Origin of the sequence: Methylobacterium brachiatum (assembly GCF_900113845.1) — a bacterium.
Lineage (GTDB): Bacteria > Pseudomonadota > Alphaproteobacteria > Rhizobiales > Beijerinckiaceae > Methylobacterium > Methylobacterium brachiatum.
Genome location: NZ_FOQW01000012.1, coordinates 1 through 24406, shown reverse-complemented (window position 1 = coordinate 24406; position 24406 = coordinate 1). Strand labels below are relative to the sequence as shown.

26 protein-coding genes are annotated in these 24406 nt (G+C 70.0%); 7 read left to right on the top strand and 19 right to left on the bottom strand.

The window, feature by feature from the left end:
* Positions 1 to 13: 13 nt before the first annotated feature.
* Together BMZ47_RS16715 and BMZ47_RS16710 are read right to left on the bottom strand one after the other, a co-directional pair.
* Positions 14 to 2272 carry a TonB-dependent siderophore receptor gene (locus tag BMZ47_RS16715; protein ID WP_091863492.1) on the bottom strand — a complete coding sequence of 753 codons (2259 nt, stop codon included), beginning with the start codon at positions 2270 to 2272 and terminating at the stop codon, positions 14 to 16.
* 131 nt (positions 2273 to 2403) lie between these two features.
* Positions 2404 to 3273 carry an acid phosphatase gene (locus BMZ47_RS16710; protein WP_091863604.1) on the bottom strand — a complete coding sequence of 290 codons (870 nt, stop codon included), beginning with the start codon at positions 3271 to 3273 and terminating at the stop codon, positions 2404 to 2406.
* A 246-nt stretch (positions 3274 to 3519) separates the two neighbouring features.
* On the opposite strand from BMZ47_RS16710, the gene BMZ47_RS16705 reads away from it, so the two are divergent.
* Positions 3520 to 3966 (top strand): hypothetical protein, encoded by a 447-nt coding sequence (locus tag BMZ47_RS16705; RefSeq protein ID WP_091863491.1) that lies wholly within the window; start codon positions 3520 to 3522, stop codon positions 3964 to 3966.
* A gap of 90 nt (positions 3967 to 4056) precedes the next feature.
* Here the strand turns inward: BMZ47_RS16705 and BMZ47_RS16700 are convergent, their stop codons facing one another.
* Positions 4057 to 4722, bottom strand: a complete 666-nt coding sequence (locus BMZ47_RS16700) for a helix-turn-helix transcriptional regulator (RefSeq protein WP_091863603.1) — start codon at positions 4720 to 4722, stop codon at positions 4057 to 4059.
* A 90-nt stretch (positions 4723 to 4812) separates the two neighbouring features.
* On the opposite strand from BMZ47_RS16700, the gene BMZ47_RS16695 reads away from it, so the two are divergent.
* Positions 4813 to 5385 carry a glutathione S-transferase family protein gene (locus BMZ47_RS16695; protein ID WP_091863602.1) on the top strand — a complete coding sequence of 191 codons (573 nt, stop codon included), beginning with the start codon at positions 4813 to 4815 and terminating at the stop codon, positions 5383 to 5385.
* A 326-nt stretch (positions 5386 to 5711) separates the two neighbouring features.
* On the opposite strand, the gene BMZ47_RS16690 is transcribed toward BMZ47_RS16695, so the two are convergent.
* From BMZ47_RS16690 to BMZ47_RS16675, 4 genes are all read right to left on the bottom strand, one after another.
* Complete coding sequence (locus tag BMZ47_RS16690; RefSeq protein ID WP_091863601.1) at positions 5712 to 6572, bottom strand: alpha/beta fold hydrolase; 861 nt, start codon at positions 6570 to 6572, stop codon at positions 5712 to 5714.
* Between the two features lie 25 nt (positions 6573 to 6597).
* Positions 6598 to 7443 (bottom strand): 2,3,4,5-tetrahydropyridine-2,6-dicarboxylate N-succinyltransferase, encoded by an 846-nt coding sequence (dapD, locus tag BMZ47_RS16685; protein WP_050734628.1) that lies wholly within the window; start codon positions 7441 to 7443, stop codon positions 6598 to 6600.
* Positions 7444 to 7540: 97 nt separating this feature from the next.
* A complete protein-coding gene (locus tag BMZ47_RS16680) occupies positions 7541 to 7990 on the bottom strand; it encodes a cyclic nucleotide-binding domain-containing protein (protein ID WP_091863490.1) in 450 nt (149 codons plus the stop codon).
* 123 nt (positions 7991 to 8113) lie between these two features.
* Entirely contained in the window at positions 8114 to 8800 is a 687-nt protein-coding gene (locus BMZ47_RS16675) for a response regulator transcription factor (RefSeq protein WP_007563457.1), read from the bottom strand.
* 448 nt (positions 8801 to 9248) lie between these two features.
* On the opposite strand from BMZ47_RS16675, the gene BMZ47_RS16670 reads away from it, so the two are divergent.
* Positions 9249 to 9746 carry a L,D-transpeptidase family protein gene (locus BMZ47_RS16670; RefSeq protein ID WP_091863600.1) on the top strand — a complete coding sequence of 166 codons (498 nt, stop codon included), beginning with the start codon at positions 9249 to 9251 and terminating at the stop codon, positions 9744 to 9746.
* Positions 9747 to 9755: 9 nt separating this feature from the next.
* Here BMZ47_RS16670 and BMZ47_RS16665 read toward each other — a convergent pair whose 3' ends face one another.
* The 3 genes from BMZ47_RS16665 to BMZ47_RS16655 all read right to left on the bottom strand — a co-directional run bounded on the left by BMZ47_RS16665 (position 9756) and on the right by BMZ47_RS16655 (position 11300).
* Complete coding sequence (locus BMZ47_RS16665) at positions 9756 to 10043, bottom strand: helix-turn-helix domain-containing protein (protein ID WP_244536845.1); 288 nt, start codon at positions 10041 to 10043, stop codon at positions 9756 to 9758.
* Entirely contained in the window at positions 10040 to 10438 is a 399-nt protein-coding gene (locus BMZ47_RS16660) for a type II toxin-antitoxin system RelE/ParE family toxin (RefSeq protein WP_091863488.1), read from the bottom strand. Before BMZ47_RS16660 ends, BMZ47_RS16665 begins: the two co-directional genes overlap by 4 nt.
* Before the next feature lie 109 nt (positions 10439 to 10547).
* On the bottom strand, positions 10548 to 11300 hold the full coding sequence (locus BMZ47_RS16655) for a YggS family pyridoxal phosphate-dependent enzyme (protein WP_091863487.1): 753 nt from the start codon (positions 11298 to 11300) through the stop codon (positions 10548 to 10550).
* Positions 11301 to 11675: 375 nt separating this feature from the next.
* Between BMZ47_RS16655 and leuS the strand changes: the two genes are divergently transcribed.
* Positions 11676 to 14258 carry a leucine--tRNA ligase gene (gene leuS, locus BMZ47_RS16650; protein ID WP_091863486.1) on the top strand — a complete coding sequence of 861 codons (2583 nt, stop codon included), beginning with the start codon at positions 11676 to 11678 and terminating at the stop codon, positions 14256 to 14258.
* Positions 14259 to 14439: 181 nt separating this feature from the next.
* Here leuS and BMZ47_RS16645 read toward each other — a convergent pair whose 3' ends face one another.
* The 3 genes from BMZ47_RS16645 to BMZ47_RS16635 are packed head-to-tail and all read right to left on the bottom strand — an operon-like array spanning position 14440 to position 16951.
* The gene (locus BMZ47_RS16645) at positions 14440 to 15222 is read right to left on the bottom strand and encodes an ABC transporter substrate-binding protein (protein ID WP_091863485.1); all 783 of its coding nucleotides are present in this window, start codon (positions 15220 to 15222) and stop codon (positions 14440 to 14442) included.
* Positions 15223 to 15251: 29 nt separating this feature from the next.
* Complete coding sequence (locus tag BMZ47_RS16640; protein ID WP_091863484.1) at positions 15252 to 16001, bottom strand: TerC family protein; 750 nt, start codon at positions 15999 to 16001, stop codon at positions 15252 to 15254.
* Positions 15998 to 16951, bottom strand: coding sequence for a lipid kinase (locus BMZ47_RS16635; RefSeq protein WP_091863483.1), 954 nt, complete (start codon positions 16949 to 16951; stop codon positions 15998 to 16000). Before BMZ47_RS16635 ends, BMZ47_RS16640 begins: the two co-directional genes overlap by 4 nt.
* Positions 16952 to 17242: 291 nt before the next feature.
* Here BMZ47_RS16635 and BMZ47_RS16630 point away from each other — a divergent pair, with 291 nt between their 5' ends.
* The 3 genes from BMZ47_RS16630 to BMZ47_RS16620 are packed head-to-tail and all read left to right on the top strand — an operon-like array spanning position 17243 to position 20469.
* Positions 17243 to 18094 (top strand): hypothetical protein, encoded by an 852-nt coding sequence (locus tag BMZ47_RS16630; RefSeq protein ID WP_091863482.1) that lies wholly within the window; start codon positions 17243 to 17245, stop codon positions 18092 to 18094.
* 42 nt (positions 18095 to 18136) lie between these two features.
* A complete protein-coding gene (locus BMZ47_RS16625) occupies positions 18137 to 19414 on the top strand; it encodes a nuclease (RefSeq protein ID WP_091863481.1) in 1278 nt (425 codons plus the stop codon).
* A 14-nt stretch (positions 19415 to 19428) separates the two neighbouring features.
* The gene (locus tag BMZ47_RS16620; RefSeq protein WP_091863480.1) at positions 19429 to 20469 is read left to right on the top strand and encodes an aldose epimerase family protein; all 1041 of its coding nucleotides are present in this window, start codon (positions 19429 to 19431) and stop codon (positions 20467 to 20469) included.
* A 4-nt stretch (positions 20470 to 20473) separates the two neighbouring features.
* On the opposite strand, the gene BMZ47_RS16615 is transcribed toward BMZ47_RS16620, so the two are convergent.
* The 6 genes from BMZ47_RS16615 to BMZ47_RS16590 form a co-directional block, all read right to left on the bottom strand.
* Positions 20474 to 21229, bottom strand: coding sequence for an NADH dehydrogenase ubiquinone Fe-S protein 4 (locus tag BMZ47_RS16615; protein ID WP_091863479.1), 756 nt, complete (start codon positions 21227 to 21229; stop codon positions 20474 to 20476).
* A gap of 69 nt (positions 21230 to 21298) precedes the next feature.
* Positions 21299 to 21652, bottom strand: a complete 354-nt coding sequence (locus tag BMZ47_RS16610) for a hypothetical protein (RefSeq protein WP_091863478.1) — start codon at positions 21650 to 21652, stop codon at positions 21299 to 21301.
* Between the two features lie 16 nt (positions 21653 to 21668).
* The gene (locus tag BMZ47_RS16605; RefSeq protein WP_091863477.1) at positions 21669 to 22085 is read right to left on the bottom strand and encodes a hypothetical protein; all 417 of its coding nucleotides are present in this window, start codon (positions 22083 to 22085) and stop codon (positions 21669 to 21671) included.
* A gap of 231 nt (positions 22086 to 22316) precedes the next feature.
* On the bottom strand, positions 22317 to 22844 hold the full coding sequence (locus BMZ47_RS16600; RefSeq protein ID WP_007563476.1) for an Hsp20/alpha crystallin family protein: 528 nt from the start codon (positions 22842 to 22844) through the stop codon (positions 22317 to 22319).
* A gap of 152 nt (positions 22845 to 22996) precedes the next feature.
* Complete coding sequence (locus tag BMZ47_RS16595) at positions 22997 to 23521, bottom strand: Hsp20 family protein (RefSeq protein WP_007563478.1); 525 nt, start codon at positions 23519 to 23521, stop codon at positions 22997 to 22999.
* Positions 23522 to 24013: 492 nt separating this feature from the next.
* Positions 24014 to 24406: DNA translocase FtsK (locus BMZ47_RS16590; protein ID WP_280142733.1), on the bottom strand; the 393-nt coding region annotated here is incomplete at its 5' end.

Sequence of the window (24406 nt, the reverse complement as noted above, 5' to 3'; positions counted from 1 at the left end):
CCCGGTCCGGCGTCTACCAGCGGTAGATCAGGCTTCCGATCACCGTGGCGGGCGCGCCGCGGTAGCAGAAGCCGGCCTGGCAGTTGTAGTAATCGCGGTCGAAGATGTTGAACGCGTTGATCTGCGCCCGGAAGCCTTTGTATTTCGGGTCGAGGGCCGCGAAATCGTAGGCGACCAGCGCGTCGAACTGCGTCACCGTCGGGTTACGGACGGTATTCAGGTCGTCCGTGAAGCTGGTGCCCGAGAAGCGGATGCCACCACCGATCTGGAGGCCGCGCAGCGGCGAGGCGAGCGGGAACTGGTAGGTCCCGAAGGCCGCGAAGGTATCGCCCGGGATTCCCGAGACGGCGTTTCCGGAGATCGATTGCTGCGTGCCCGGGAAGGTCGCGCTGAGATAGCGCAGGTCGAGGTGGGTATAGGCGAGGGTCAGGTTCGTGCCCGGCGCGAAATTGGCCGTCAGCTCGGCCTCGAAGCCCTTGGACTCGATTGCGCCGCTCGCGACTGTGTTGGCGACGTTGGTTGGGTCGGTCTGCAGCACGCTCGACTGCACGATGTCGAAGCCCGCGACCGCGCCGGTGATGTTGGTGCCGGGGATGGCGTATTTCACGCCGGCCTCGATCTGGTCGCCGGTGGCCGGCTTGAACGAGCGGCCGTTGATGTCGACGCCGTTCTGAGGCGTGAAGGTCGTCGCATAGCTGGCATAGGGCACCAGATCGGGCGTCAGCAGGTAGTTCAAGCCGACGCGGCCCGTGAAGACGGAATCGTTCCGGCTTTGCACCGCGCCGAGGTCGCCCGGTGTGCCGGTGCGGGTGGTTTGGGTCACGAAGTCCTGGCGGCCCGTGAGGGTCAGGACGAAGCGGTCGAACTTGGCCTGCTCCTGGATGTAGAGGCCGAACTGGTCATGGGTCTGCTCCGACGCGGAGCTGAGGGCCGGCCGCGGCACGAAGGTGCGGGCCCGGAAGGTCGAGAAGGTGGTGATGCCCGTGAGGTCGAGGTCCGGGATGAGCCCGAAGCCGGCCTGGCGCCGGTAATCGTAATGGAGATAATCCACGCCGCCGATCAGCGTGTGAGCCACCGGGCCGGCGACGAGATGGGCCTCGAGCTGATTGTCCAGCGCCACCGAGCCGAGCCGGTCCTTGATCAGGCCGTTCGAGCGCTGGGCCGAGAGCCCGGTCACGCTGTCGATCTGCGTGTAGGCCAGCGTTGTGTCGACGTTCTGATAGCGGAAGTTCTGCCGAAAGATCAGGTCGGGCGTAAATTTGTGCTCGAACGCGTAGCCGATCCGGTAGGATTCCTGGTTGATGGTATTGAAGCTGGCATCACCTTGGTAAAGGCGTGTCACCACGAAGCCAGGGGCATTATAGAACGTCGAGACACCAGGTGTCTTCGATCGCTGATATTCGGTGAGCAGCGTAAAGGTGGTGTCGGCCGAGGGCTTCCACGTGATGGCTGGGGCGATCGTGAAGCGGTTATCTTTACCGCTCGGCAGGAACGTGTCCGAGTCGCGGAAGGCGCCGGTCAGCCGGTAGGCGAGGGTGCCGTCGCTCCCCTCGACGGGGCTGCCGATGTCGAAATTGCCCTGGTAGCGATCGAAATTGCCGCCTTGGAACCAGACTTCGCCGAAGGACACGAAGACCGGCCGCTTCGACGTCACATCGACGATGCCGCCCGGTGACCCGAGACCGTAGAGACCGGAAGCCGGTCCCCGCAAAATGGTGACCGCCTCGGTTCCGTAGGGCTCGATGCGGGGCGCCGAGAAACCAACACCCGCCTGTCTCAGCCCATCCCGGAACACACCTGTATAGGTCTCGTCGAAGCCGCGGATGTAGAAGCTGTCGTAGCGCGGATCGAAGCCGAACACGTTGTTGGACACACCCGGCGTGTAGGCCAAGGCCTCGTTGATGCTTTGGACGTTCCGGTCGTTGAGCTGCTCGCGCGTGACCACGGAGACCGATTGCGGGGTCTCGATCAGCGGTGTGTTGGTCTTGGTGGCGGTGGGGCTCACCCGCGCGACATAGCCGGTCACCCCCGACGGACCGCCGCCCCCGCCGCTGGTGGCCGCGCTGTTGCCGTCGCCACCGCTGACATTCGCGCCGCCGAAGCCGGCTCCGGCCGCCGGTGCGGAAGCCGGGCGGGCGGCCTCCACCGAGATCTCGTTGAGCTGCACGTTGGCGCCCTGCGCGGCGGCGTGCGGTGCGATGGCGGCGGTGGCGGCGGTGGCCAGAGCCGTGGAGGTGAGGAGCAGCCCGAGGCGGCCGGAACGCATGGACATGGACAAACCCTGAGATGCGCTGTTTGACGGCGCTTCGCTCTCAGGATTCCTCGTTCACGCGTCGTTGATCAACCCAAAAATGTGTTGCAAATCACACACTTAGAGCTGTTAAAATCTGAAGTTATTCGCATTCAGAACTCCAGCGGCGGTTCGCGCAGGGCCTCCGCTTCGCGGGTGCAGGTGGCCTGGTCGGGTGCCGTGCCGCCGCCGGACAGGGCGCCGCGCAACTCGGTGCGGGCCTTCTCCAAGTCGGCCCGGAAGCCCGGATCGCCCATCAGCGTGGCGAGGACCGAGGAGCCGGTGATCCGCCCGGCTGCCACGTCGCTGAGCCAGTGCACCCCGCACACGACGCGGCTCTCGCCGTAGGCCCGGCCGCGGGCCAGGATCGGGGTCGCCTTCTCGGGCACCAGGGAGGCCAGGATCAGCGCATAGGCCCAACCCTGGGTCGCGTGGCCGGACGGGTAGCTGAAGCTGTCGGTCAGCGCCTGGGTCCGCTGGACGCAGATCGGCGCCTCGTTCCCCACGAAGGGGCGCAGCCGGCGGTAATGGACCTTCGGGCCACGGGTCGCGCGCGCGAGATCGAGCCGGGCGCGCTCGAGGAGGTTGAGCACTGCCGGCACCCGGGTCTGGTCGAGCCGGGTGCCGAGCACGCAGGCGAAATTGTCGAGGACTGCGGTCGCGCCCTCCGACACGTCGTTGGCGGCGATCTCCCAGCGGGCGCTGCCCTTCAGGGCGCGGGTGCCGTTGAAGGCCGCCCGGTCGGCCTTGTCGAGGGGCGCATCGTGGGCCGGCGGCGGCGGCAGGATCTGGAGGGCGTCGGGAACGGCCGTGTCGGCCAGATAGGGCTTCACCGCCGGCTTGCCGGGCTTGAGCGTTTCGGCCCCCACGGACGGCGCCGCCGGCGGGTTCGGCGGGGCAGGGGAGGGCGTATCCTCGGCGCGCACAGGTGTCGCGGCGGCGATCAGGACGGCGAGGGCCGGCAGGGACAGGGTGCGCAGCATCGGATCCGTGGCGGTGTCGAGCAAGGAGGCGGGCCGCTCCCGCAGACAAACGAACGGCTCGGCCGGACGGTTCAGTCCGTGCACAGGCCTCCGATCCTGTCCAGGGGGCGCCGTGACGGACGACCGGCGGTTGACCGGGACTGCCGGCCGCGCGCACGCTGTGGCGTCCCCGTTTCAGTTTCTCGACCGCATGGCCCAGCCCCTCGACCGCTCCCGCCTCTTGGAGGCTTCGTTGCCGGTGGCGCCATGAGACCGCATTCCCTGGCGGAGGTCGTCGAGCGGGCGCGGGAGGACGGGGATTGGGACCACCACCTGCGCGACTTCCTCGACGCCTTCTACGCCGCCGACGGCGATGTCGCGCGGCAGGCGGCGTTCATCGCCGACGAGCCGGGCCTGCTCGGGCTTCCGGAGGCCGATGCGTTCCTGGGCGGGGCCGGGGAGCATCTGGCACGGCGCTGGGGTTTGCGAATGCCCGCTTGGGTCCGGGCGGAGAGCCGGTATCTGACGACCGCCCTGTTCGTACCCGACGACAAGGCCCTGCGGGGCTATCTCTTGTGCGTCAGCCCGGTGTCGTTCCGGACGCGGTTGATCTTCACCGGGCCGGACCCGCTCCAGCGCGCCCGCTTCCCCTACCATCGCGGCGTGATCACGATGCCGCCGGAACATGGGTTCCCGAAGGCTGAGCCCCGATGAGGCCAGGGGTCGGCCCGCGCCTCCAAAGAGTCGCGGATCTTTTGGAGTCTGGGTTTTCTAAGGAATATCGAATAAAATGATCAAAATGCTTTAGTTGTTCTTGCTAACCGCAATATATCGGCGCAGCAATTCCGCCCGTCTTGGACGAAAGCTGGTGTCGCCGTGCTGAAGCCCCTCGATGCAGGCGACTTCGAAGGTCCGGTAGGCTTCGCGCAGGAGACACCAGGCCACCAGCATCAGCGTCCTCGGGCTGTAGGACATACCCAGCGGGAAGATCTCGCGCTCGGATCGCTGTCCGGACCTGTCGCGATAGGCGATCCGGACGCTCTGCTCGTCCCAGCAAGCCTGACGCAGGATTTCCAGGTCGATGGTGATGGCAGCGCGTACCGCTGGCGGTCGCCAGGAATGCATCGTGGCATGCATGGCCTGACGCGCTTGACGATCGGGAAGGGTTCCGATGATGCGGGCCAGCGCATTGCGTCCCGCCTCGGCGAGATTCGCGTCGCCCAGATCGCCGAGACTGGCAACACTCAACAGCAAGGCCTCGATCTCGAGGCGGGAGAAGCTCTGTGGCGGCAATGCCGGGTCTTCCGTGAGGGTGTAGCCGTAACCGGCCGCGCCATCGATCAGGGCTCCGCCCGCGCGCAAGGTCGCGATATCGCGGTAGAGCTGCCGCAACGAGATCTCCGTCTCTGCCGCCAAGCGCGTGGCCGTGACGGGTTGAGGCAGCCGCCGCAACACGTCCAGCAATCGCATCAGCCTGTCGTGTCGCGCCACGTCTGCTGCCGTATTCTGTCAGGACGCCCTTTCTATCCTGCGGCCTCTCTCATGACCAAGGAGGCTCCCGTGCCGGTTCTCTACCACGCGCCGCAATCGCGTTCCGATACAGTGGTCGCGCTGGCGAGAATGCTCGGTGCCGATCTCGATATCCGCGACGTCAGCATCGCCCGACTGGATGGGTCGGGACACCCCGATCCCGCAAATCCGCACCCCGAAAAGAAAGTGCCTTATCTGACGGACGGCGCCGATGCCGTGCGGGAGCGTGGGGCAATCATCCTGTATCTGACCGACACTTATCCGAAGGCGAAGCTTGCTCCGTTACCCGGCGAGGCGGGGCGTGGCGCCTATCTGTCCTGGCTATTCTATTATCAGGGCGTGATGGAGCCGCTGTTGATCCTCAAATGGGCAGGCATCGACCATCCGGCGATCGAAGCGAGCCTGCGTAACTTCGATACGATGATCGAGCGCTTGGCAGAGCCGCTTCGCCAAAAGCCCTGGCTTCTGGGCGATCGGTTCAGCGCCGTGGATATGCTGTGCAGCTCGCCCTTTCACTGGTTCACGGAAATGACCCCCGACGATCCGGCCGTTCGCGATTGGGTGGAACGCTGCGCGGGGATGATGGGAGAGGCCACGTCCTGAGCGCCGGTCGCGAGGATCGGGTTGGCTGACACGATCCTCGCCTCAAGGCTCCTTCAATGAAATCCGGATTTCCACCGAGGCATCAGCCTCCACTCCGTTAACCCGGGGCGCCCCAGGCGAGCCCGGGATCCAGAGACGCCGACGGTGCAAGCCCTTGACCCAAAGATGGTTCTGGATCCCGGGCTCCGCTTCGCGGTCCTGGGAAAACGGGGTCGTTTCCGCAACGGCCTCTGCAAGAACCCAGCGTCTTGGGGCAGGCGGGACAATCCGCTGCTGCAAACACCCTGGAGGTGGTGGGACAGACCTTGAGACCTGGGCTGTTCAGGTCAGCCCGTCCGGATCGCGGCCGCCACCGCGCTGGGGAACTCCTCGTGCGGGCTGAGTGCCCCGGGGATCGGGACGCCCGTGACCCGGCCGTGGGCGATCAGCGCGTCCATCTCGGCGCCGGAGCGGCGCGGGGCCTTCTCGGGGCGCAGCACCAGGGTCGGCGGCAGGCCGTCGCCGAACAGGTCCAGGAAGGCGGTGCGGTCGCCCACCGGGTCGAGGCCGCCGGTGACGAAGGCGGCGGTGCCGAACCGGCCGTTGCGCTGGCGGGTGACCGCGTGCTTGGCCCGGACCAGGGCCGGGGTGACGTGGGCCGGGTCGGCGTAGACATGGGCGCGCATCATCCGGCCGATGATCGGCGGGCTGATGTTGAGCCGGTAGAGCGCGTCCCCGAGCACCGGCGCCTCCACGGCCCGGCGGATCCGCGGGAACCAGTGCGCCCGGTTCGGCATCGCGGTGGGCAGCGGCCCGCGCCAGGTCGGCGCCACCAGCACCAAGCGCTCGAAGGCTTTCGGGTGTCGTCGCGCCGCGGCGACCAGGTAGCCGGCGGCATGACCCGCCGCGATCCCGATCGCGTAGGGGCCGGGGGCGGCGGCGAGCAGCGCGTCCAGGAAGGCGTGCAGGGTGCCCGGCTCCAGCGGCAGGCGGGTCCGCGGCCGGGCGCCGAAGCCCGGCCAGTCGGGCACCAGGCAGCGGTACGCCGAGCCGAGGGCGTGGGCGAGGTCGCGCATCTCGGCCCGGTCCGAGATCGTGGACAGGGCCGGCAGCAGCAGCGCGTCCCGCCCCGTGCCGATCACGTCGCAGGGAGTCGGCACGGGCCGGCCCGCCACGATCAGGTCCAGGTTCTTGCGCGTCGTTTCCACCGGACCGTCCTCGAGTCCCAAAGAATCAGGTGCGCAGCAGCTCGTTGATGGCGGTCTTGGAGCGGGTGCCGGCATCGACGCGCTTGACGATCACGGCGCAGTACAGGCCCGGGCCCGGGGTGCCGTCGGGCAGCGCCTTGCCGGGCATCGTGCCCGACACCACCACGGAGTAGGGCGGCACGCGGCCGTACATCACCTCGCCGGTGGTCCGGTCGACGATCTTGGTCGAGGCGCCGATATAGACGCCCATGGACAGCACGCTGCCCTGGCCGACGATCACGCCCTCGGCAACCTCGGCGCGGGCGCCGATGAAGCAATCGTCCTCGATGATCACCGGGTTGGCCTGGAGCGGCTCGAGCACGCCCGCGATGCCGGCGCCGCCGGAGATGTGGCAGTTCTTCCCCACCTGCGCGCAGGAGCCGATCGTCACCCAGGTGTCGACCATCGTGCCCTCGCCGACATGGGCGCCGAGATTGACGAAGCTCGGCATCAGCACGGCGCCCGGGGCGATGTAGGAGCCGCGGCGCACGAAGCAGCCCGGGACGGCGCGCAGGCCCGCGGCGCGGAACTCGGCCTCGCCCCAGCCGGCGAACTTGGAGGCGACCTTGTCCCACCAGGGCGCGCCGCCGGGGCCGCCCTCGATCGCCGCCATGTCGTTGAGGCGGAAGGACAGCAGAACCGCCTTCTTCAGCCACTGATTGACGACCCAATCCTGATTGCCGCTCTTCTCGGCGACCCGGGCCTTGCCGGAATCGAGCAGGTTCAGCGCCTCCTCGACCGCCTCGCGCACGGCGCCCTGCGTGGATGTCGAGATGCCGGCGCGCTCCTCCCAGGCCGTCTCGATGGTCTTGGCGAGGTCGGAGGTGGACATGGGCGCACGCTGCTCTTGCGGAGGGACATTCTGCGGAAGCCCGTGCTTACAAGCGGGCACCGGGGCTGTCACCCGGGGCAGCCGCAATCCACCCCGCTCAATCCTCCAGCAGCACCCGCACGCGGTCGAGATCGGCAACGAGGTCGACCAAGTCGATCGCCAGGGTGTCGTAGACGGATTGCGCGGCCGCGGGGAATTCCTCCAGCACCCGGCGCATCAGCGTGGGGGTGATCCGCATGACCTCGGCGGCGCCCTCGGCCCGGGCCTCGGTCGGGCGGGTGCCGCGCACGAACAGAGCGAGCTGCCCGATCAGCGCCGAGCGCCCGGCCCGCACCGGCTCGGCATCCGGGACCCGGGGCGCCAGCCGGATCGTGCCCGACATCACCACGAAGCCGCCATCGGCCGGGTCGCCGCGGGCGAACAGCAGGTCGCCGTCGGCCAGCTCGCGCCGCTCGGCCGCGAAGGTCAGCAGGCGCAGGGCGTCCCGGTCGAGGAAGCCGAACAGCGGCGCGTCTGCGAGGATCGCGATGTCGTCGTCGAGCCCCAAAGAACCGCCCCACCACCTGCGCGCAAACGAGCCTCGGTCTCGCCTACACGCAAATCCCTAAAGCGGTTTCCGATCACGTGGCAATCGGGCCCGGCTCCGGGGTCTCGCCCTGACGCGCGCCGATCAGGGCAACAGCTTGTAGCCGCCGCCCTCGGTGACGAGGATCGCCGCGGTGGCGGGGTTCGGCTCGATCTTCTGGCGCAGCCGGTAGATGTGGGTCTCCAGCGTGTGCGTGGTGACGTGGGCGTTGTAGCCCCAGACCTCGGCGAGCAGCGTGTCGCGGTTCACCACGGCGCGGCCAGCCCGGTACAGGAAGCGCAGGATCGCGGTCTCCTTCTCGGTGAGCTTGAGCTTCGAGCCGCGCTCGCCGACCAGCAGCTTGGCGCCGGGCCGGAACGTGTAGGGGCCGATCTGGAACACCGCGTCCTCGGAGGCCTCATGGCTGCGCAGATGCGCGCGGATCCGGGCGAGCAGGATGCCGAACTTGAACGGCTTGGTGACGTAGTCGTTGGCGCCGGCCTCGAGGCCCTCGACGTGGTCCGCCTCGGAATCCTGCGCGGTGAGCATGATCACCGGGCCGCGGAAGCCGCCGGCGCGCATCCGGCGCACGGCCTCGCGCCCGTCGAGATCGGGCAGCCCGACATCCATCACCGCCAGGTCGATGCGCTCGGCCCCGACCCGCCGGACCGCATCCGCCGCGTTGGCCTCGGTGACCACGGTGAATTCTTCGCAGAGATCGAGCTGCTCGGTGAGCGTGTCGCGCAGGATCGCGTCGTCGTCACAGATCAGCAGGCGATAGACATTCGACATCGTCCGGGGCCCTGGAACACGCTGCGGGACCGGACGAGTCGTGGTCCGGAAACAGCGTGCGATGACAAGGATCTGGAGCACGCCGCCCATCGTGTGACAACACGGCTGGCTCCAGGGAAACGGGGCCGGCGCTCCGGAATCCGAGGGCGTTCGGTCCCCCCGTCGCAGGGCGGTGGGCTGGTTCGCTCCCGAATCCCGGCTTCGACGGCCTGGGTTCCACGGCAAGGATAGGGCTGCGTTTGTGGCCGGAAATTGCCTTGCGCGCAATTTTTCGCGGTTTCGGTATTGGATACCGGGCATAACGCCCACCGATCCGTCCCAGACCCGCGGCAGCGCGGGCCGGACGGGGCGCGTGTCGCCGGCAGGGGAGGGGGCTTTGGTGCGTGGACATCGGCGTGAGCGGCCCGGACCCGTTCGCGTGACCTTGAGCGAGATCCGGGTCCGGGCGATGGTCGGCGACCGCCGCCGGGGGCAACTCCTGGTCGGCCCGGCCGTGATCCCCTGCGCCCTCGGGGCGGGCGGCATCGTCTGCGACAAGCGCGAGGGCGACGGCGGCTCCCCGCGCGGACGCTTCCGCCTGCGGGGTGGCGCCTACCGGCCGGATCATCTGGGCCTGCGGCCGCCGACGGCGTTACCCCTGCGGGCGACCCGCCCGGATGATGGCTGGTGCGACGAAAGCCGCGACCGCCGCTACAACCGGCCGATCCGCCTGCCGGCCCCGGGCGTCAGCGCCGAGTCGATGTGGCGGGACGACGGGCTCTACGACGTGGTGATCGACCTCGACTACAACCGCGCCCCGATCCGGAAGGGGCGGGGCTCGGCGATCTTCCTGCACATCGCCCGGGACGGCTACCGCCCCACCGAGGGCTGCGTGGCGCTCGCCCGGGCGGACCTGCTTCGGCTGCTCAAACGCCTCGGCCCGCGGACGCATCTACGGATCGGGTGACGAGGGCCGTTAGGTCTCCGTGACCTCGAGCTGAATCCGGAGGCGGGCACCGACGGCCTCCGCGTAGCGGCGCAGCGAGGCGGTCGATGGCATAACCTGTCCGCGCTCCCATCGGGCGATCTGCCCCTGGGATGTCTGCATCCGCCGGGCGACCTCTTCCTGGGTCAGCTTGGCCCGTGCCCGTGCCTCCGCCATGGAGAAGCCGAGATCCATCTCGGGTCCGATCGCTGCGTGCGCCTCACGATAGGCGGGATCCGCATGCCAGCGTTCCCGGACGGTCTTGAAGGGAATCGTCACCCCGTTTCTCCTGTGTCGATGTTCCGGGCCCGAGCCTCGGCGAGATCGATCCATCGCTTCGGCGTAGCCTGTGTTTTCTTGATCGCGCAGAGAACGATGATCACACGCCTGCCAGTCACCGTGACGTAGAGGGCACGGCCGATGGTGCCATCAGTCCGAGCTCTCAATTCCCAGATCCGACCCCGAATGTGTTTCGCATGCTCCTCGGTGAGGCTCAGCAGGCCCCGCGTCTCAATCCGCGCAACGATCCGGTCCAATGCAGCACGAAGCTTGATCGGCCAAGCGTCGACTTCAGCAACGACAGTCTCGTCGAGAAATGAAACCGACCAAGCTTCTTGAGGAGCATTCGCTATGCGCGATGTTGTGCGCCGAAGCGGCTTCTTGCCTAGGACCATGAGTCCGCGACCGAGACTCGATATATGCGTGAAAAAGCATATCACGGATCACGACATTTGATAGCCCGTTCAGCACGTCGACCGCCGACCGCCTCAGATCAGGTCGCCCTCACGCCTTCCGGGCCCGAGCCCCGAAGATGGCCGTCCCGACCCGGACATGGGTGGCGCCCTGCTGGATCGCCGCCGGAAAATCGGCGCTCATGCCCATGGAGAGGATCGGCAGGTTGTGCTCGCGCGCCAGCCCGGCGAGCAGGGCGAAATGGCCCGAGGGCGGGTCGTCCGCCGGGGGGATGCACATCAGGCCCTGGATCGCGAGGCCGTGGGTGTCACGGCATTCGGCCAGCAGGGTGTCGAGCTGGTCCGGCAGGACCCCGCCCTTCTGCGGCTCCGCACCGGTATTGACCTGGATCAGCAGCTTCGGGGCCCGGCCAGCACGGTCGATCTCCTTGGCGAGCGCGGCCGCCAGCGACAGCCGGTCGAGGGAGTGGATCACGTCGAACAGGGCCACCGCCTCGCGGGCCTTGTTGGATTGCAGCGGCCCGACGAGGTGCAGCTCGACGTCCGGATAGCGGGCGCGCAGCGCCGGCCATTTCGCGGTGGATTCCTGGACGTAGTTCTCCCCGAACACCCGGTGCCCCGCTTCCAGGGCCGGGACGATGCCCGCCGCCGGCACGGTCTTGGAGACCGCCACGAGCTGAATCGTCGCCGGGTCGCGGTCCGAATCCTCGGCCGCCTGCGCGATGGCGGCCCGGACCTCGGCGAGCCCGGCGGCGACATCGGCCTCGCCGACCGGCGGCTTGGCGGTCGGCTGGCCCATCCCGTCCGTCGGGGGGGCGTTCGGGGCGGTGATCGCGTCGTCCATCGCGTGCCTGTCCTGTCGCTGCCGGACCCGTCCCAGGAGAAGGGCGATCCCACCCACCCCCTCATCCTGAGGTGCCCAGCGATCGAAGATCACTGGGCCTCGAAGGAGCCCTCCAGGGATCGCGCGGCTGGCTGGAAACCTCCTTCGAGGTCTCCGCTTCGCTCCGCCGCCTCAGGATGAGGGGGATGGGTGGGACCGACCTGGTGCGGGCCCTCTCATGAATCATGTGTTGCCCGCCGACCTATGCCGTTGCGTGGCGGGCGCAAGCCCGGAGCCATGCATCCGTTGACCGGCTCCGGCGCAGATATGCTACTGGGCCGCAACGTGCCGCGGCTGGCCCCGATCAGCCGCCGAGCCCCTGACCCAGCCGGACCCATGACCAGCACCGTCCCCTCCGCCGTCGAGCGCTACAACGCCAAGGATGCCGAGCCGCGCTGGCAGGCCGCCTGGGCCGAGCAGAAGCTGTTCGAGACCGACAACGCCGACGGGCGCCCGAAATACTACGTCCTGGAGATGTTCCCGTACCCGTCGGGACGGATCCATATGGGCCATGTGCGCAACTACGCGATGGGCGACGTGGTCGCCCGCTACAAGCGTGCCCGGGGCTTCAACGTGCTCCACCCGATGGGCTGGGACGCGTTCGGTCTGCCGGCCGAGAACGCCGCCATGGAGCGCAAGGTCAACCCGCGGGACTGGACCTACGCCAACATCGCGTCGATGCGCGACCAGCTGAAGGCCATGGGCCTGTCGCTCGACTGGAGCCGGGAGATCGCGACCTGCGATCCCGACTATTACAAGCACCAGCAGCGCATGTTCCTCGACTTCCTGGACAAGGGTCTGGTGACCCGGCGCACCGCCAAGGTGAACTGGGATCCGGTCGATCACACGGTGCTGGCCAACGAGCAGGTGATCGACGGGCGCGGCTGGCGCTCCGGCGCCCTGGTCGAGCAGCGCGAGCTGACCCAGTGGTTCTTCAAGATCACCGACTTCGCCGAGGACCTACTCACGGCCCTTGACGGTCTGGACCGCTGGCCGGAAAAGGTCCGGCTGATGCAGAAGAACTGGATCGGCCGGTCCGAGGGTCTGGAGGTCCGGTTCGTCCTCGCCCAGCCGCCGGCGGGTGCGGCCGAATCCGTAACGGTCTACACCACTCGGCCCGACACCCTGTTCGGCGCCCGGTTCCTGGCGATCGCCGCCGACCATCCGCTGGCCGCCACGGTCGCCGCGCATAACCCGGACCTCCAGGCCTTCATCGAGGAATGCCGGCGCACGGGCACGGCCCAGGCGGCGATCGACACGGCGGAAAAACTCGGCTTCGATACCGGCCTCACGGTGCGCCACCCCCTCGACCCGGCCTGGACCCTGCCGGTCTACGTCGCGAATTTCGTGCTGATGGAATACGGCACCGGCGCGGTGTTCGGCTGCCCGGCGCACGACCAGCGCGACCTCGACTTTTCCAACAAGTACGGGCTCGGCAACGTCCCGGTGGTGTGCCCCGAGGGCCAGGATCCGGAAGCCTTCCTGATCACCACCACCGCCTATGTCGAGGACGGGCGGATGATCAATTCGCGCTTCCTCAACGGCATGACCACCGCGGAGGCCTTCGAGGCCGTGGCGCAGCGCCTGGAAGCCGAGGGGGTTGCCAAGCGCAAGGTCCAGTTCCGCCTGCGCGACTGGGGCGTCTCGCGCCAGCGCTACTGGGGCTGCCCGATCCCGATCATCCATTGCGAGAGCTGCGGCCCGGTGCCGGTGCCGGTCTCCGACCTCCCGGTGCAGCTGCCCGAGGAGGTGTCCTTCGACCAGCCCGGCAATCCGCTGGAGCGCGACCAGGCCTGGCGCAACGTGCCGTGCCCGCAATGCGGCGCGCCGGCAAGGCGCGAGACCGACACGATGGACACGTTCGTCGATTCGTCCTGGTACTATGCCCGCTTCACCGCGCCCTGGCTGACCGAGGCCCCCACCGACCGCGCGGTGGTCGACCGCTGGCTGCCGGTGGACCAGTATATCGGCGGCATCGAGCACGCGATCCTGCACCTGCTCTACGCCCGGTTCTTCATGCGGGCGATGCGCGAGACCGGCTGGGCCGGCGTCTCCGAGCCCTTCGCCGGCCTGTTCACGCAGGGCATGGTCGTCCACGAGACCTACAAGGACGCGACCGGCGCCTGGGTGCCGCCGGCCGAGATCCGCTTCTCCGCCGAGGAGGGCGAGCGCCGCGCGTTTCACGTGAAAACTCAGGCGCCGATCGCGATCGGCTCCATCGAGAAGATGTCGAAGTCGAAGAAGAACGTGGTCGACCCGGACGACATCATCGCGAGCTACGGGGCCGACACCGCGCGCTGGTTCGTGCTCTCGGATTCGCCGCCCGAGCGCGACGTGATCTGGAGCGAGGAGGGCGTGCAGGGCGCCGCCCGGTTCGTCCAGAAGGTCTGGCGCCTGGTCAACGCCGCCCAGGTGGCGACCGGTGACGGCGCCGCCGACCTCACCCTGCGCAAGGCCGCCCACCGGGCCCTCGCCGCCGTGCAGGACGATATCGAGCGGCTGCGTTTCAACCGCTGCGTCGCCCATATCTACACCCTGGCCAACGCCCTCGAGGACGGGCTGCGCGGGCCGGTCTCGCGCGCGGCGGCGACGGAGGCGGCGGGGATCCTGGTGCAGCTCATCGCCCCGATGATGCCGCACCTCGCCGAGGAATGCTGGACGGTGCTCGGCCGGCCCGGCCTCGCCGCCCAGGCCCTGTGGCCCGAGGCCGAGGCCGGCCTCCTGGTCGAGGACGAGGTCACCCTGCCGGTCCAGATCAACGGCAAGAAGCGGGCGGACGTGACCGTGCCGCGCGACGCCGACGCCAAGGCGGTGGAAGCCGCCACCCTGGCCCTGGAGACGGTCCAGAAGATCCTGGAGGGCAAGCCGCCGCGCAAGGTGATCGTGGTGCCGGGGCGGATCGTGAATTTGGTGGTGTGATGATTGGCCGGGAGTTGGCCTGTCTATCCCGCGCACCCCCTCATCCTGAGGTGCCGTAGCGAAGCGGAGGCCTCGAAGGAGGCCTCCAGGAATCGCATGGCCGGCGGGAGGTCTCCTTCGAGGCTCGCTGCGCTCGCGCCTCAGAATGAGGTGGTGGATTGGACTTGCCGTAACCTCATCCCTACGGCGCCGCCAGCCCGGGATCCTGCCCGTTGGCCTCCAAGCTCCGCGCGACGAGTCCGTCTGCCTTCGCCCACGCGAGGAATTCGGCCAGATAGGCCGCGCCCGCATCCCGTCCGACCGGCAGGCCCATCGCCTGCGGAATCGCCATGAAATGCCCCGGCAGCAGCCGCACCGCCTTGTGGGTGGACGCGTAGGCGGCAAGCGGCTGATGGACCCCGGCGACGACCTCGAGGCCGTCCCGGGCGAAGGCCGTGATCGCCTCCGCCGAGGTCGGCGCCCGCACCAGGGTGGCGTGGCGCAGCGTGCGGGTCAGGAACAGGTCGTAGGCGCTGCCGCGCCCCACCGAGACGCGGATCCCGTCGCGATCGACGGCCTCCATGCTGGAGATCGGCGAGGCGGCCGGCACGAGGTAGCTGCCGGCGATCAGCACGTAGGGCGCCGTGAAGGCGATGCCCTTGGCGCGCTTCGGGTCGATCGCCAGGAAGCCGATGTCCCAGGTTCCGGATCCGGCCGAGCCCGAGACCGCGCCCGCCCCGGGGAACGTCACGAAGGCCACCGGCACGCCGAGTTTCCGCGCCAGCGCCCGGGCGAGATCGACCGACACGCCCGCAGGGCCGTCCGGTCCGGCTTGGGCCAGCACCGGATTTCCGAGGTTGATCGCCGCCCGCAGCGTGCCGGTGGGGGCGAGGTCGTGCAGGATCGCGGGAGAGGGCGTCATCCGGGGCTCCGCATGGGCCGGGGCGGAGACGAGCAGGGCGCACAGGGCCGCGGCGATCCGCATGGTCGATCCCGTCCTCTCCGGGCGCGTGCTCAGGCCTGGTTCTGGCCTCCGCCCGCCGCCCGCCGACGCCCGCGGGCCAGCATGTTCAGGCCCTCGACCCCGGCCGAGAACGCCATGGCGGTGTAGATGTAGCCCTTCGGCACATGGGCGCCGAACCCTTCGGCGATCAGCGTCATGCCGATCATGATCAGGAAGCCCAGCGCCAGCATCACCACGGTCGGGTTGCGGGCGATGAAGGCCGAGAGCGGCTCGGCCGCCACCAGCATCACGATCACCGCCACGACAACAGCCACCATCATCACCGGCACATGCTCGGTCATGCCGACCGCGGTGATGATCGAGTCGATCGAGAACACGAGATCGAGGAGCAGGATCTGGCCGATGGCCGCGCCGAACCCGATCGTGCCGCCGACCGTCTTCTCGCCGGTCTCATCGGGATCGACGCTGTGGTGGATCTCCTTGGTGGCCTTCCACAGCAGGAACAGGCCGCCGCCGATCAGGATCAGGTCGCGCCAGGAGAAGTCCTGGCCCAGCACCGAGAAGACCGGCTCGGTCAGGTGCACGATGAACGCGACCGTGCCCAGCAGCCCGAGCCGCAGGATCAGGGCCAGCCCGATCCCGATCCGACGCGCCCGGGTCTGCTGATCGGCGGGCAGCTTGTTGGTCAGGATCGAGATGAAGATCAGATTGTCGACGCCGAGCACGACCTCCATCACCACGAGGGTCGCGAGCGCGACCCAGACGGCCGGCTGCGTGGCAAGCTGAATCAGGTCGGTCACGGCTCGGGCGTCTCGCTGGTCGGGAAGAGGCGGCTGCCGAGGGCAGTCAAGTGGAACGGGCCGGGGCGGCTCGCCAGGTCGGGGGCGAAGACCTGGAGGATCTTCGGGACGACCTTGAAATGGGCCGGCGTGTGCGTGGTCAGCTCGCCGTCGGTGTTCACCGGCCGGGGCCTGCGCGTCGAGATCTTGATCTCCCGCGTCTGGAAGGCGCGCACGTCGGCCGCGCGTCCCTGGGTGCCCCGGCGCAGGGCCGGCAGGAGCGCGATCAGCCGCCACCAATGGGCGACTTCGAGGCTGTAGAAATCGAGCTTGCCGTCATCGACCGTGGCGGCTTCCTCCACGGTCATGCCGCCGCCGTAGTGCCGGCCGTTGCCGACCGAGACCTGGATGGTCGTCACCTTCTCGGTCGTGCCGTCATGCTCGATCGTCACGGTGAAGGGCCGCACCCGGCGCAAGACCCGGATGGCCGCGACCGCGTAGCCGAACACCCCCCAGGTCTTCTTCGATTCGGCCGTGAGCTCGCCGGCGAGCTCGGCCGAGAAGCCGATGCTGGCGACGTTGAAATAATAATGGCCGTTGACCCAGCCGAGATCGACCGGCCGCGGCTGGGCGGTCGGGATGAACCGGGCCGCTGCCAGCGGATCCAGCGGCAGGCCGAGGGACCGGGCGAGATCGTTGGCGGTCCCCAGCGGCAGGATGGCGAGCGGCAGCCCGCTCTCCACCAGGGCCGGCGCGGCCATGTTCATGGTGCCGTCGCCGCCGCCGAGGATCACGAGATCGACGTCCTTGGCGCGGGCGCGGATCTCGTCCCGGCAATCGGCATCCGGCGGCGGCTCCACCGGCTCGATCCCGCCGGCGCGCAGGATGCTGCGCACCTCGTCGAGGTCGAGGCCGCCGTTGCGGGCCTTCGCGTTGCAGATCAGCAGCGCCCGACGCTGCCCCGCGCTCACCGGGGACTCCGATGCAGGTCTGAGGTCGCCTCGGTCTCGGGTGGGGCCACGGGAACCTCGATGTGCTGGGCGGCGGAATGGCCCGATGAGAACCTAGAACGGGCGACAGCCAAGATTGTCCCCGACTTGGTGGCAAAACGAGCGAGCGCAACCCCGTCATCCACGCAATCCCCGTCTGGTGCCGGCCCTGCGGATCGGCAGAGTCGTGGGCGCGCCCGGAACACCCGTGGAACCGCTTCGGCATGCGGGCGCGTTCTCATCACGTCCGCCCCGGCCGCCAGGAAGGCACCGATGTCCGCCACCATTCCCACCCCTGCCCGTGCGCTCGCGCTCGGCGTGATCCTGCCCCTGGCCCTCATCGGCGGTGCCGCGGCCCAGCAGCAGGGGGCGACGTCTGCCAGTTCCTGGGTCGATCCGCCGGCACGTACCGCGGCGTCCGCGCCGGCTGCCCCGGCCAAGGAGCCGACGAAAGCCGCGTCTCAGGAACAGGCCAAGCCGCCGGCGCAGGACCGGAAGCCGGTCAGGCAGGCGGCCAAGCCCGAGCCCGCGGACGACGCCCTGCCCAAGGCCGCTTCGACCCGGGCCGCCGCCCCGAGACGGGCGGCCGCGCTGGAACGCCCGGCCAGCCGCGAGCCCCTGCGGCGCCATGCGGCGCATCCCCGCCGGCTCGCCGACACGCCGGCCGCCATCGCCCCGGCGCCGGTCTCGGCGGCGTCCGCCGAGCGGGCCGCCATCGCGCGGGCTCTCGCGGCGAACTACCTCGCCACCGTCTCGAGCTCAGGCGAGACCATGGTCGGCGCCGCGCCGCATTTCTACGGGAGCCGGGTGCGGTTCTACGGCCATCCGATCACCCTGGCCGGCCTCGTGGCCGAGAAGCGCAGCTTCGTCCAGCGCTGGCCAGAACGGCGCTACGAGCCGCGGTCGATCCGCACCGCCTGCGATTCCGAGACCTGCACGATCCGCACGATCGTGGATTTCCGCACCGCGAATCCGGATCGCGGCGCCATCTCCACCGGGGCGGCCGAGCTGGTCCTGGAGGTGAGCTTCGCGGGGGCGCGCCCGGTGATCGTCGGCGAGAGCGGGCGGGTCCTGCGCCGGAGCGTCCAGGCCGGCACCCTGGCCCCTTCGCCCGGCAAAGCGTAAAGCGGCATCCGTGCGGCGCACGGTGATGCCGGGATCGGGTTTATGACGTCTTCAACCGTGGCGGAACAGGAAGCGGCGCCGGCGCGTCCGGCGCTCGACGATCCGGAGCGCGCCGCCCTCCGCGAGGCGATCCGGACGGCGATCGCCCGGGCGCGGCCGCGCCCGGTCTCCGTGCGGACCCTCGAACTCATGGCCGAGGCGGCGATCGTGCCCGGGGCGTACGGCTACCGGGTGCTCGACCGCCACGGCGTGCCGCGCCTGCGCCCGGGCACCTCGGAGCCGATGACGCTCGCGGATTTCGTGGCCGAGCTCCAGGCGCGGCACCCGGCCCTGTTCCTGCCGGCGGAACCCGAGCCGGCCCCCGTACCGGTCGCGGAAGAGGCCAAGGATTCGCCGATCCTGACCGGCGCCTACGAGATGAAGGCGGCTACGGCCCGCTTCGTCGAGACCCAATCCGAGCGTGCCCGCTCGCTCGCCGAGCGCTCCTCGGTGCAGGGGCGGGTGCTGGCGCAGAACGCGGCCGGCCGGTTCGCGAGCCTGCGGACTGGCTTGCGGACGCGGTTCGGCCACCCCGTCGCCGAGGAGAGCGCCGCGCCCGAGCGCGGTTCGGATCCGGTCGCGGCGTGGAACGAGGGGCCGGGCCGGCTCGGCGAAACGTTGCGCGACGGCCTGCCCCGTCTGCGCGATCGGCTCGGCTTCGGCACCGGCATCGGGGATGAGAGCGGCCGTCGGCATCGCCGCTGGCTCGTGGGCGCGAGCACGGCCGCGTTGGTGGCGGTGGTCGCGGCGGGGCTGGTCCTGGCCGGTCGCGAGCCAGAACCCCCGCGGCCCGATTCCGCGAGCACCCCGACGACCCAGCCGACGCCGCCCCAGGCGTCCAATGCGCCGACGAATCCCCCGCCGACGGCGTCCCAGCCCGGATCCCCCCCCGCGGCCGCCGACACGGTGACACCGCCGCCCGAGACCGGCGGCGAGCCCGAGCCCGACACGCCGCCGCCCGCGGCGAACGCCATCACCGGCCCGGCCCAGGTGATCGACACCGCGACCCTGAAGGTCGGCGGCAAGGTCGTGCATCTGTTCGGTGTCGAGTGGGTGCGGGGCGGCCAGACGGACGAGCTGGCCCGCTACATCGGCGGACGCACGGTCACCTGCCAGCCGGCACCGGGCAGCGAGACCATGAATTGCCTGGTGAACGGGCGCGACCTGTCCGAGGTCGTGCTGTTCAATGGCGGCGGCCGGGCCTCCCCGGAGGCGAGCCCGGAACTCGTGGCGGCCGAGGACCACGCGCGCAGCGAGCGGCTCGGCGTCTGGAAGCGCTGAGCGGGGATCGCGGCATGCCGGGCGACCTTTTCGGCGTCACCGTGGACGGGCAGCCGGTCACCCGGCATCTGCTGGCCCGAGAGACCTTGCGCGTCCACGTCATCGATTTCGGCGCGGTCATCACGGCGATCGAGGTGCCCGACCGCGCCGGCCGCAGCGCCAACGTCGTGCTCGGGCTCGACACGCTGGCGGGCTACGAGACGGTGAGCCCGAGCTTCGGCGCCGTGGTCGGGCGCTACGCCAACCGCATCGCGGGCGGGCGTTTCAGCCTCGACGGCCACACCTACCGGCTGCCGGTGAACGAGGGCCCCAACACCCTGCATGGCGGCGACCGGAATTTCGGAAACCATCTCTGGCGCGTGGAGGCGGCCGACGGCACGAGCCTGACCCTGGCCCGGCGCTCCCCCGACGGCGAGGAGGGCTTTCCCGGCAATCTCGACGTCCGCGTGCGCTACAGTCTGCCCGAGGACGGGGTGCTGCGCATCGCTTACGAGGCCGTGACCGACCGGCCGACGGTCCTGAACCTCACCAATCACAGCTACTTCAACCTCGCCGGGGAGGGGACCGGCAGCGTCCTCGACCACGTGGTCCAGCTCGAGGCCGACGCGTTCACCCCCACGGACGCGACGCAGGTCCCCACCGGCGAGATCCGGGCATTGACCGGCACCCCGTTCGATTTCCGCACCCCGCACGCGCTGGGCGAGTGCATCCGGGTCGGCGATCCGCAACTGGCCTTCGCCAAGGGCTACGACCACACCTTCGTGCTGCGCGGCCCCGCCGGCAGCCTGCGCCCGGCCGCGACCTGCATCGATCCCGCCAGCGGCCGGCGGCTCGACGTGGCGACCACCCAGCCGGCCCTGCAGCTCTACACCGGCAACAACCTGGACGGCACGCTGATCGGCCCCTCCGGCCGGATCTACCGCTCCGGCGACGGCGTCTGCTTCGAGACGCAAGGGTTTCCGGACGCCCCGAACCAGCCGGGCTTCCCCTCCGCGGTCCTGCGGCCGGGGGAGGTGTTCCGGGCGGTCACGACGTTCCGGTTCTCGGTGGCGTAAAGCCTCACGCGGCGAGGACCATCTCCTCGTCCTCCTGCGGCACCGGCACGGCGACCGCCGGGGCGGAGGGTTTCGGACGCCAGGTCTCGCCGAGCGCCAGGAGCGCGGCCTTGACCGCTTCGAGCTGCGAGGGCTCGCCCTCGGCCATGCCTTCGGCGGCGGCGACCTCCTTCAGGTACTCGTCCCAGGCCCACCGCCGCAGGATTTCGCGCTTCCCTTCGCGCAGCAGCCGCGGGTGGTTCAGCACGGCGGACGGCGTGGCGAAGACCGCCGCCGGATTGACCAGCGCCCGTTCCAGCTCCGGCCCGTCCGGAAAGCCCGGCGGCGCGGCCGGCGCCTGTTTCCGGCCGAGCACCACCCGAAGCGGCGCGCGTTCGGGGTGCCGCCGATCATCCGAGCGCGCCGCGCCGACCGGGCGCTTGCGGGGCGCCTCGGCGGGGTCCGGATCCGCATCGTAGTCGAGGCCCTGGCGCTCCGCATACGCGATGGCCTGCGCCCGGGTCGGGAAGGTGAGCCGGACATCTGTGGCGAGGGGGTCGCTGCCGCCGGTCCAGCCCATCAGCGGCTCGATCTCGGGCGGCGTCTCGCGCGCGAAGGTGAGGATCCAGGTGCCTTCCCGGGCGCGGCCCGAGGTCTCCACCGGGCGCTGCTGGCGCCGGATCAGGGCCTTCCGGCCGGCGAGCCACGGGGCCGTGGCGATGAAGGCGGGGGGATTGTTGTGTCCGAGTCCGATCACGCGATCCTGAATGGTCGTCTGCATAGGTGCCTCCCTGAAGCGGCGCCCGACAGCCGGGCCGTCGGGCGGCGCGATGGTGGTGATGCGGTGCGCTCAGGCGCCCAGCAGCCCGAGGCGCGCCGCGGATTGGACGCCGAAGCTCGCCGCGAAGGCGAGGAGGGCGGCGTCCCAGGCGGTGAGGTGCGTGGCGTTGGCCGGCGGCCCGGCCCGGGTGATCGCGGCGCCGAGCCAGACGAAGCCCGACACGCTCAGCAATCCCGCCAGGACCCAGGGCATGGCCGGCGCCGGGCTGAGGGCCGCCAGGGCGAGGCAGAGGGCGGCGGACGCGATCCAGCCCGTGAGGGTGGACCACGTCGCCCGCTCCGCCGCCTCGGCCGGCGGCGCGGCCCGGCTGCGCCGGAGCCGGGCCGACCACCGATAGCGGTCCTTCAGGTCGAAGGTCGTCATCGATCGCCTCCGGGTCTCAGTTCAGCACGGCGTCCCGGGCCGCCGGGCCGCGCCGCAGGCGGCGGCCGAGCACCACCGGGATCCGCGGCTTGCCGGTCGCCTGTCCGCTGGGCGCGGGCGTGCCGTCCAGCGCCTGGAGCGCGGCCAGGACGTCGTCGATCGGCACCGGCTCGGCGCGGCAGCCGGGCAGGCAGCGCAGCGTCGGGCACGAATCCACGGCGCGCGCATCCGAGGCCCAGGAGGCCAGGATTGCCCGCTTCTCGGCCCGCGACAGGCCGGGATAGGACAGGACCTCCCGGGGATGCCGGAACACGTCGCCCGGCGCCACGAAGGCCTCGAACGGGTCGACCGCGGTCGCCCTCAGATTGGCCGCGGCCATCGGGCCGAGGCGCTCGATATGCGTGTCGATCGGGGTTGTATCGATTGGCTGCATGCGACCCTCCTGCTCGTCAGCGAAGGCTGAACCGCTCGCCGCCCGGGGAATTGCGGTTCGGCACGGGCGAGCGCGTCAGACCAAGGACCGGGAGCCGGCCCCCGCCCGCCAGGCGGTCGGGGCCGGCTCCAGGGCGGCCGGCACGGCCGGCAGGTCCTCGGTCGGTCGTCCTGCCGGTCCGGGTCGGCCACCGCGTCAGGCGTCGTGATCCCGCCCGAGCGGCGGCGCGCCTCAATGCGCCGTCTTCTGGCCGCCGTTGTTGCCGCTGTTGATGGCGATGCGGCGGCCCCGCTCCGGCGCCTTTTCCGAGCGCGGCAGCGTCACGGTGAGCACGCCGTTGCGGAACGACGCTTCGACCTTCTCTTCCTCGACCGGGAAGGGCAGGGCGATCACCCGCTCGAAGCGGCCGTAGCTGCGCTCCGAGTAGCCGCGCGCCTTGTCGGTGTTCTCGGCGCGCTTCTCGCCCCGCAGGGTCAGCACGCCGTCCTCGACCAGGAGCTCGACGTCCTTCTCGTCGAGGCCGGGAAGCTCGGCCGAGAGCCGCAGCCCGCCATCCGCCTCGACCAGCTCGACATTGGGCCAGCCGAAGCTGCGATTGGCCAGGCTCGGGACCGAGCCGAACCCGGTGAACACGTCGTCGAACAGGCGGTTCACCTCGCGGTGGAGCGTCAGGAAAGGATTGGCCGCCTCGTTCGACAGGGCGGTCGGCGCCGGGGTTCCGGTCGTGCGGTTCCACGGAATCAGATCTCTCACGCTCATAGGGACCTCCTTCAGTTTGGCATCATGGGCATCTCATGGGATCGACCGTCGGCGGCCCGCGGGCCTGCGGGCCCCCGAGGGATGGCGTTCGTCCAAAGCGGGGAACCCGGGCGGTCCGCGAATCGGGCGGCCCGGGCTCGGACCGGCCGCGATCAGGCGGCCTTGGCCTCGGCGACCCGGGGTTCGGCGGCCTTGGCCTGCGCGACCTTGCTCTCGGTGATCTGCGCGGGCGCGTTGTCCTGCCCGGACGTGGCCGTGACGCCGCCGATGGCGATGCGACGGGGCTTCAGGGCCTCCGGCACCTCGCGCTTGAGCTCGACGGTCAGGAGCCCGTTCTCCAGGTTCGCACCCACGACCTTCACGTGGTCGGCCAGGTTGAAGGTCTGACGGAACGTGCGGGCCGCGATGCCGCGGTGCAGGTATTGCCGCTCGTTCTCCGGCGTCTTCTTCTGGCCCGACACGAGAAGAACCGTGTCCTGCTGGGTCAGCTCGATCTCGTCGGGCGTGAAGCCCGCAACCGCCATGGTGATCCGATACTGGTCGTCCGCGACCTTCTCGATGTTGTAGGGCGGCCAGGCGGCCGTGGTCTCGACACGCTCGGGCTGGTTCAGCAGCTCGAACAGACGGTCGAACCCGATGGACGACCGGAACAGGGGCGCAACGTCGTAAGTCCTCATAACCACATCCTCCATTGAGCAACGTGACTACAAGAGACGCCGGACACCATGGCCGGCGCCCAACAGGCGAGCTCGTTTCCGAGCCTCGCACGCGCGTAACGTTTGCCTTGCGGGGAGGTTCCGCAAGAGGGGCGATTTTTTTCGTGGGATTCTGGACTTCGTTGCCTCAGCCGGGATCGCGAAGCCTGGTGCGTGGGACCGTGCGGTTCACGCATCGCTCCCGATGAGGTTGGCGGGCGGACGCGTGCGTCTTTGCCAACCCCTCTTCCCCGGACAACTGGGTCCAGGCATCTCCGGATGAGGCGCGGGTCGCCCCTGCCATGCGGGAGAGGGACAGGGTGAGGGGTGCGACCCCTCCGGAAGAGCCTGATCCCTCACCCCAACCCTCTCCCGCCCGGGAGAGGGGGCCTGTCGCGGCCTGCAAGGTGCGATGTCTGAGCATCGGGGCGCGGAGGCGACAGGAAGCCGCCCCCCGGCCGAGCCTAAAGAGGCTCAGCCCGCAGCCTCCTCCAGCAGGATCTCGCGCTTGCCGGCGTGGTTGGCCGGGCCGACGATGCCCTCGGTCTCCATCCGCTCCATGATCGAGGCGGCGCGGTTGTAGCCGATCTGGAGGCGGCGCTGGATGTAGCTGGTCGACGCCTTCTGGTCGCGCAGAACCACCTGCACGGCCTGGTCGTAGAGGTCGCCGCCGGCCTCGCCGAAGGAGCCCTGGTCGAACACGGCGCCGTCGAGTTCCAGCTCGGCCGCGCCGGCCTTGCCCTTTGCGCCCTTCTCGGGGGCAGCCTCCTCGTCGTCGGCGGTGACGGCGTCGAGGTAGGAGGGACGGCCCTGGCGCTTGAGGTGGGCGACCACGCTCTCGACCTCGCTGTCCGAGCAGAACGGCCC

Bases quoted from the DNA above. Each gene is read 5' to 3' on its own strand.
- BMZ47_RS16670 (WP_091863600.1), top strand. From the start codon at position 9,249: ATGGTCGGCGACCGCCGCCGGGGGCAACTCCTGGTCGGCCCGGCCGTG.
- BMZ47_RS16710 (WP_091863604.1), bottom strand. From the start codon at position 3,273: ATGCTGCGCACCCTGTCCCTGCCGGCCCTCGCCGTCCTGATCGCCGCC.
- BMZ47_RS16705 (WP_091863491.1), top strand. From the start codon at position 3,520: ATGAGACCGCATTCCCTGGCGGAGGTCGTCGAGCGGGCGCGGGAGGAC.
- BMZ47_RS16715 (WP_091863492.1), bottom strand. From the start codon at position 2,272: ATGTCCATGCGTTCCGGCCGCCTCGGGCTGCTCCTCACCTCCACGGCT.
- BMZ47_RS16605 (WP_091863477.1), bottom strand. From the start codon at position 22,085: ATGCAGCCAATCGATACAACCCCGATCGACACGCATATCGAGCGCCTC.
- leuS (WP_091863486.1), top strand. From the start codon at position 11,676: ATGACCAGCACCGTCCCCTCCGCCGTCGAGCGCTACAACGCCAAGGAT.
- BMZ47_RS16675 (WP_007563457.1), bottom strand. From the start codon at position 8,800: ATGTCGAATGTCTATCGCCTGCTGATCTGTGACGACGACGCGATCCTG.
- BMZ47_RS16615 (WP_091863479.1), bottom strand. From the start codon at position 21,229: ATGCAGACGACCATTCAGGATCGCGTGATCGGACTCGGACACAACAAT.
- BMZ47_RS16655 (WP_091863487.1), bottom strand. From the start codon at position 11,300: ATGGACGACGCGATCACCGCCCCGAACGCCCCCCCGACGGACGGGATG.
- BMZ47_RS16600 (WP_007563476.1), bottom strand. From the start codon at position 22,844: ATGAGCGTGAGAGATCTGATTCCGTGGAACCGCACGACCGGAACCCCG.
- dapD (WP_050734628.1), bottom strand. From the start codon at position 7,443: ATGTCCACCTCCGACCTCGCCAAGACCATCGAGACGGCCTGGGAGGAG.
- BMZ47_RS16645 (WP_091863485.1), bottom strand. From the start codon at position 15,222: ATGCGGATCGCCGCGGCCCTGTGCGCCCTGCTCGTCTCCGCCCCGGCC.
- BMZ47_RS16620 (WP_091863480.1), top strand. From the start codon at position 19,429: ATGCCGGGCGACCTTTTCGGCGTCACCGTGGACGGGCAGCCGGTCACC.
- BMZ47_RS16625 (WP_091863481.1), top strand. From the start codon at position 18,137: ATGACGTCTTCAACCGTGGCGGAACAGGAAGCGGCGCCGGCGCGTCCG.
- BMZ47_RS16660 (WP_091863488.1), bottom strand. From the start codon at position 10,438: ATGGTCCTAGGCAAGAAGCCGCTTCGGCGCACAACATCGCGCATAGCG.
- BMZ47_RS16700 (WP_091863603.1), bottom strand. From the start codon at position 4,722: ATGCGATTGCTGGACGTGTTGCGGCGGCTGCCTCAACCCGTCACGGCC.
- BMZ47_RS16630 (WP_091863482.1), top strand. From the start codon at position 17,243: ATGTCCGCCACCATTCCCACCCCTGCCCGTGCGCTCGCGCTCGGCGTG.
- BMZ47_RS16610 (WP_091863478.1), bottom strand. From the start codon at position 21,652: ATGACGACCTTCGACCTGAAGGACCGCTATCGGTGGTCGGCCCGGCTC.
- BMZ47_RS16595 (WP_007563478.1), bottom strand. From the start codon at position 23,521: ATGAGGACTTACGACGTTGCGCCCCTGTTCCGGTCGTCCATCGGGTTC.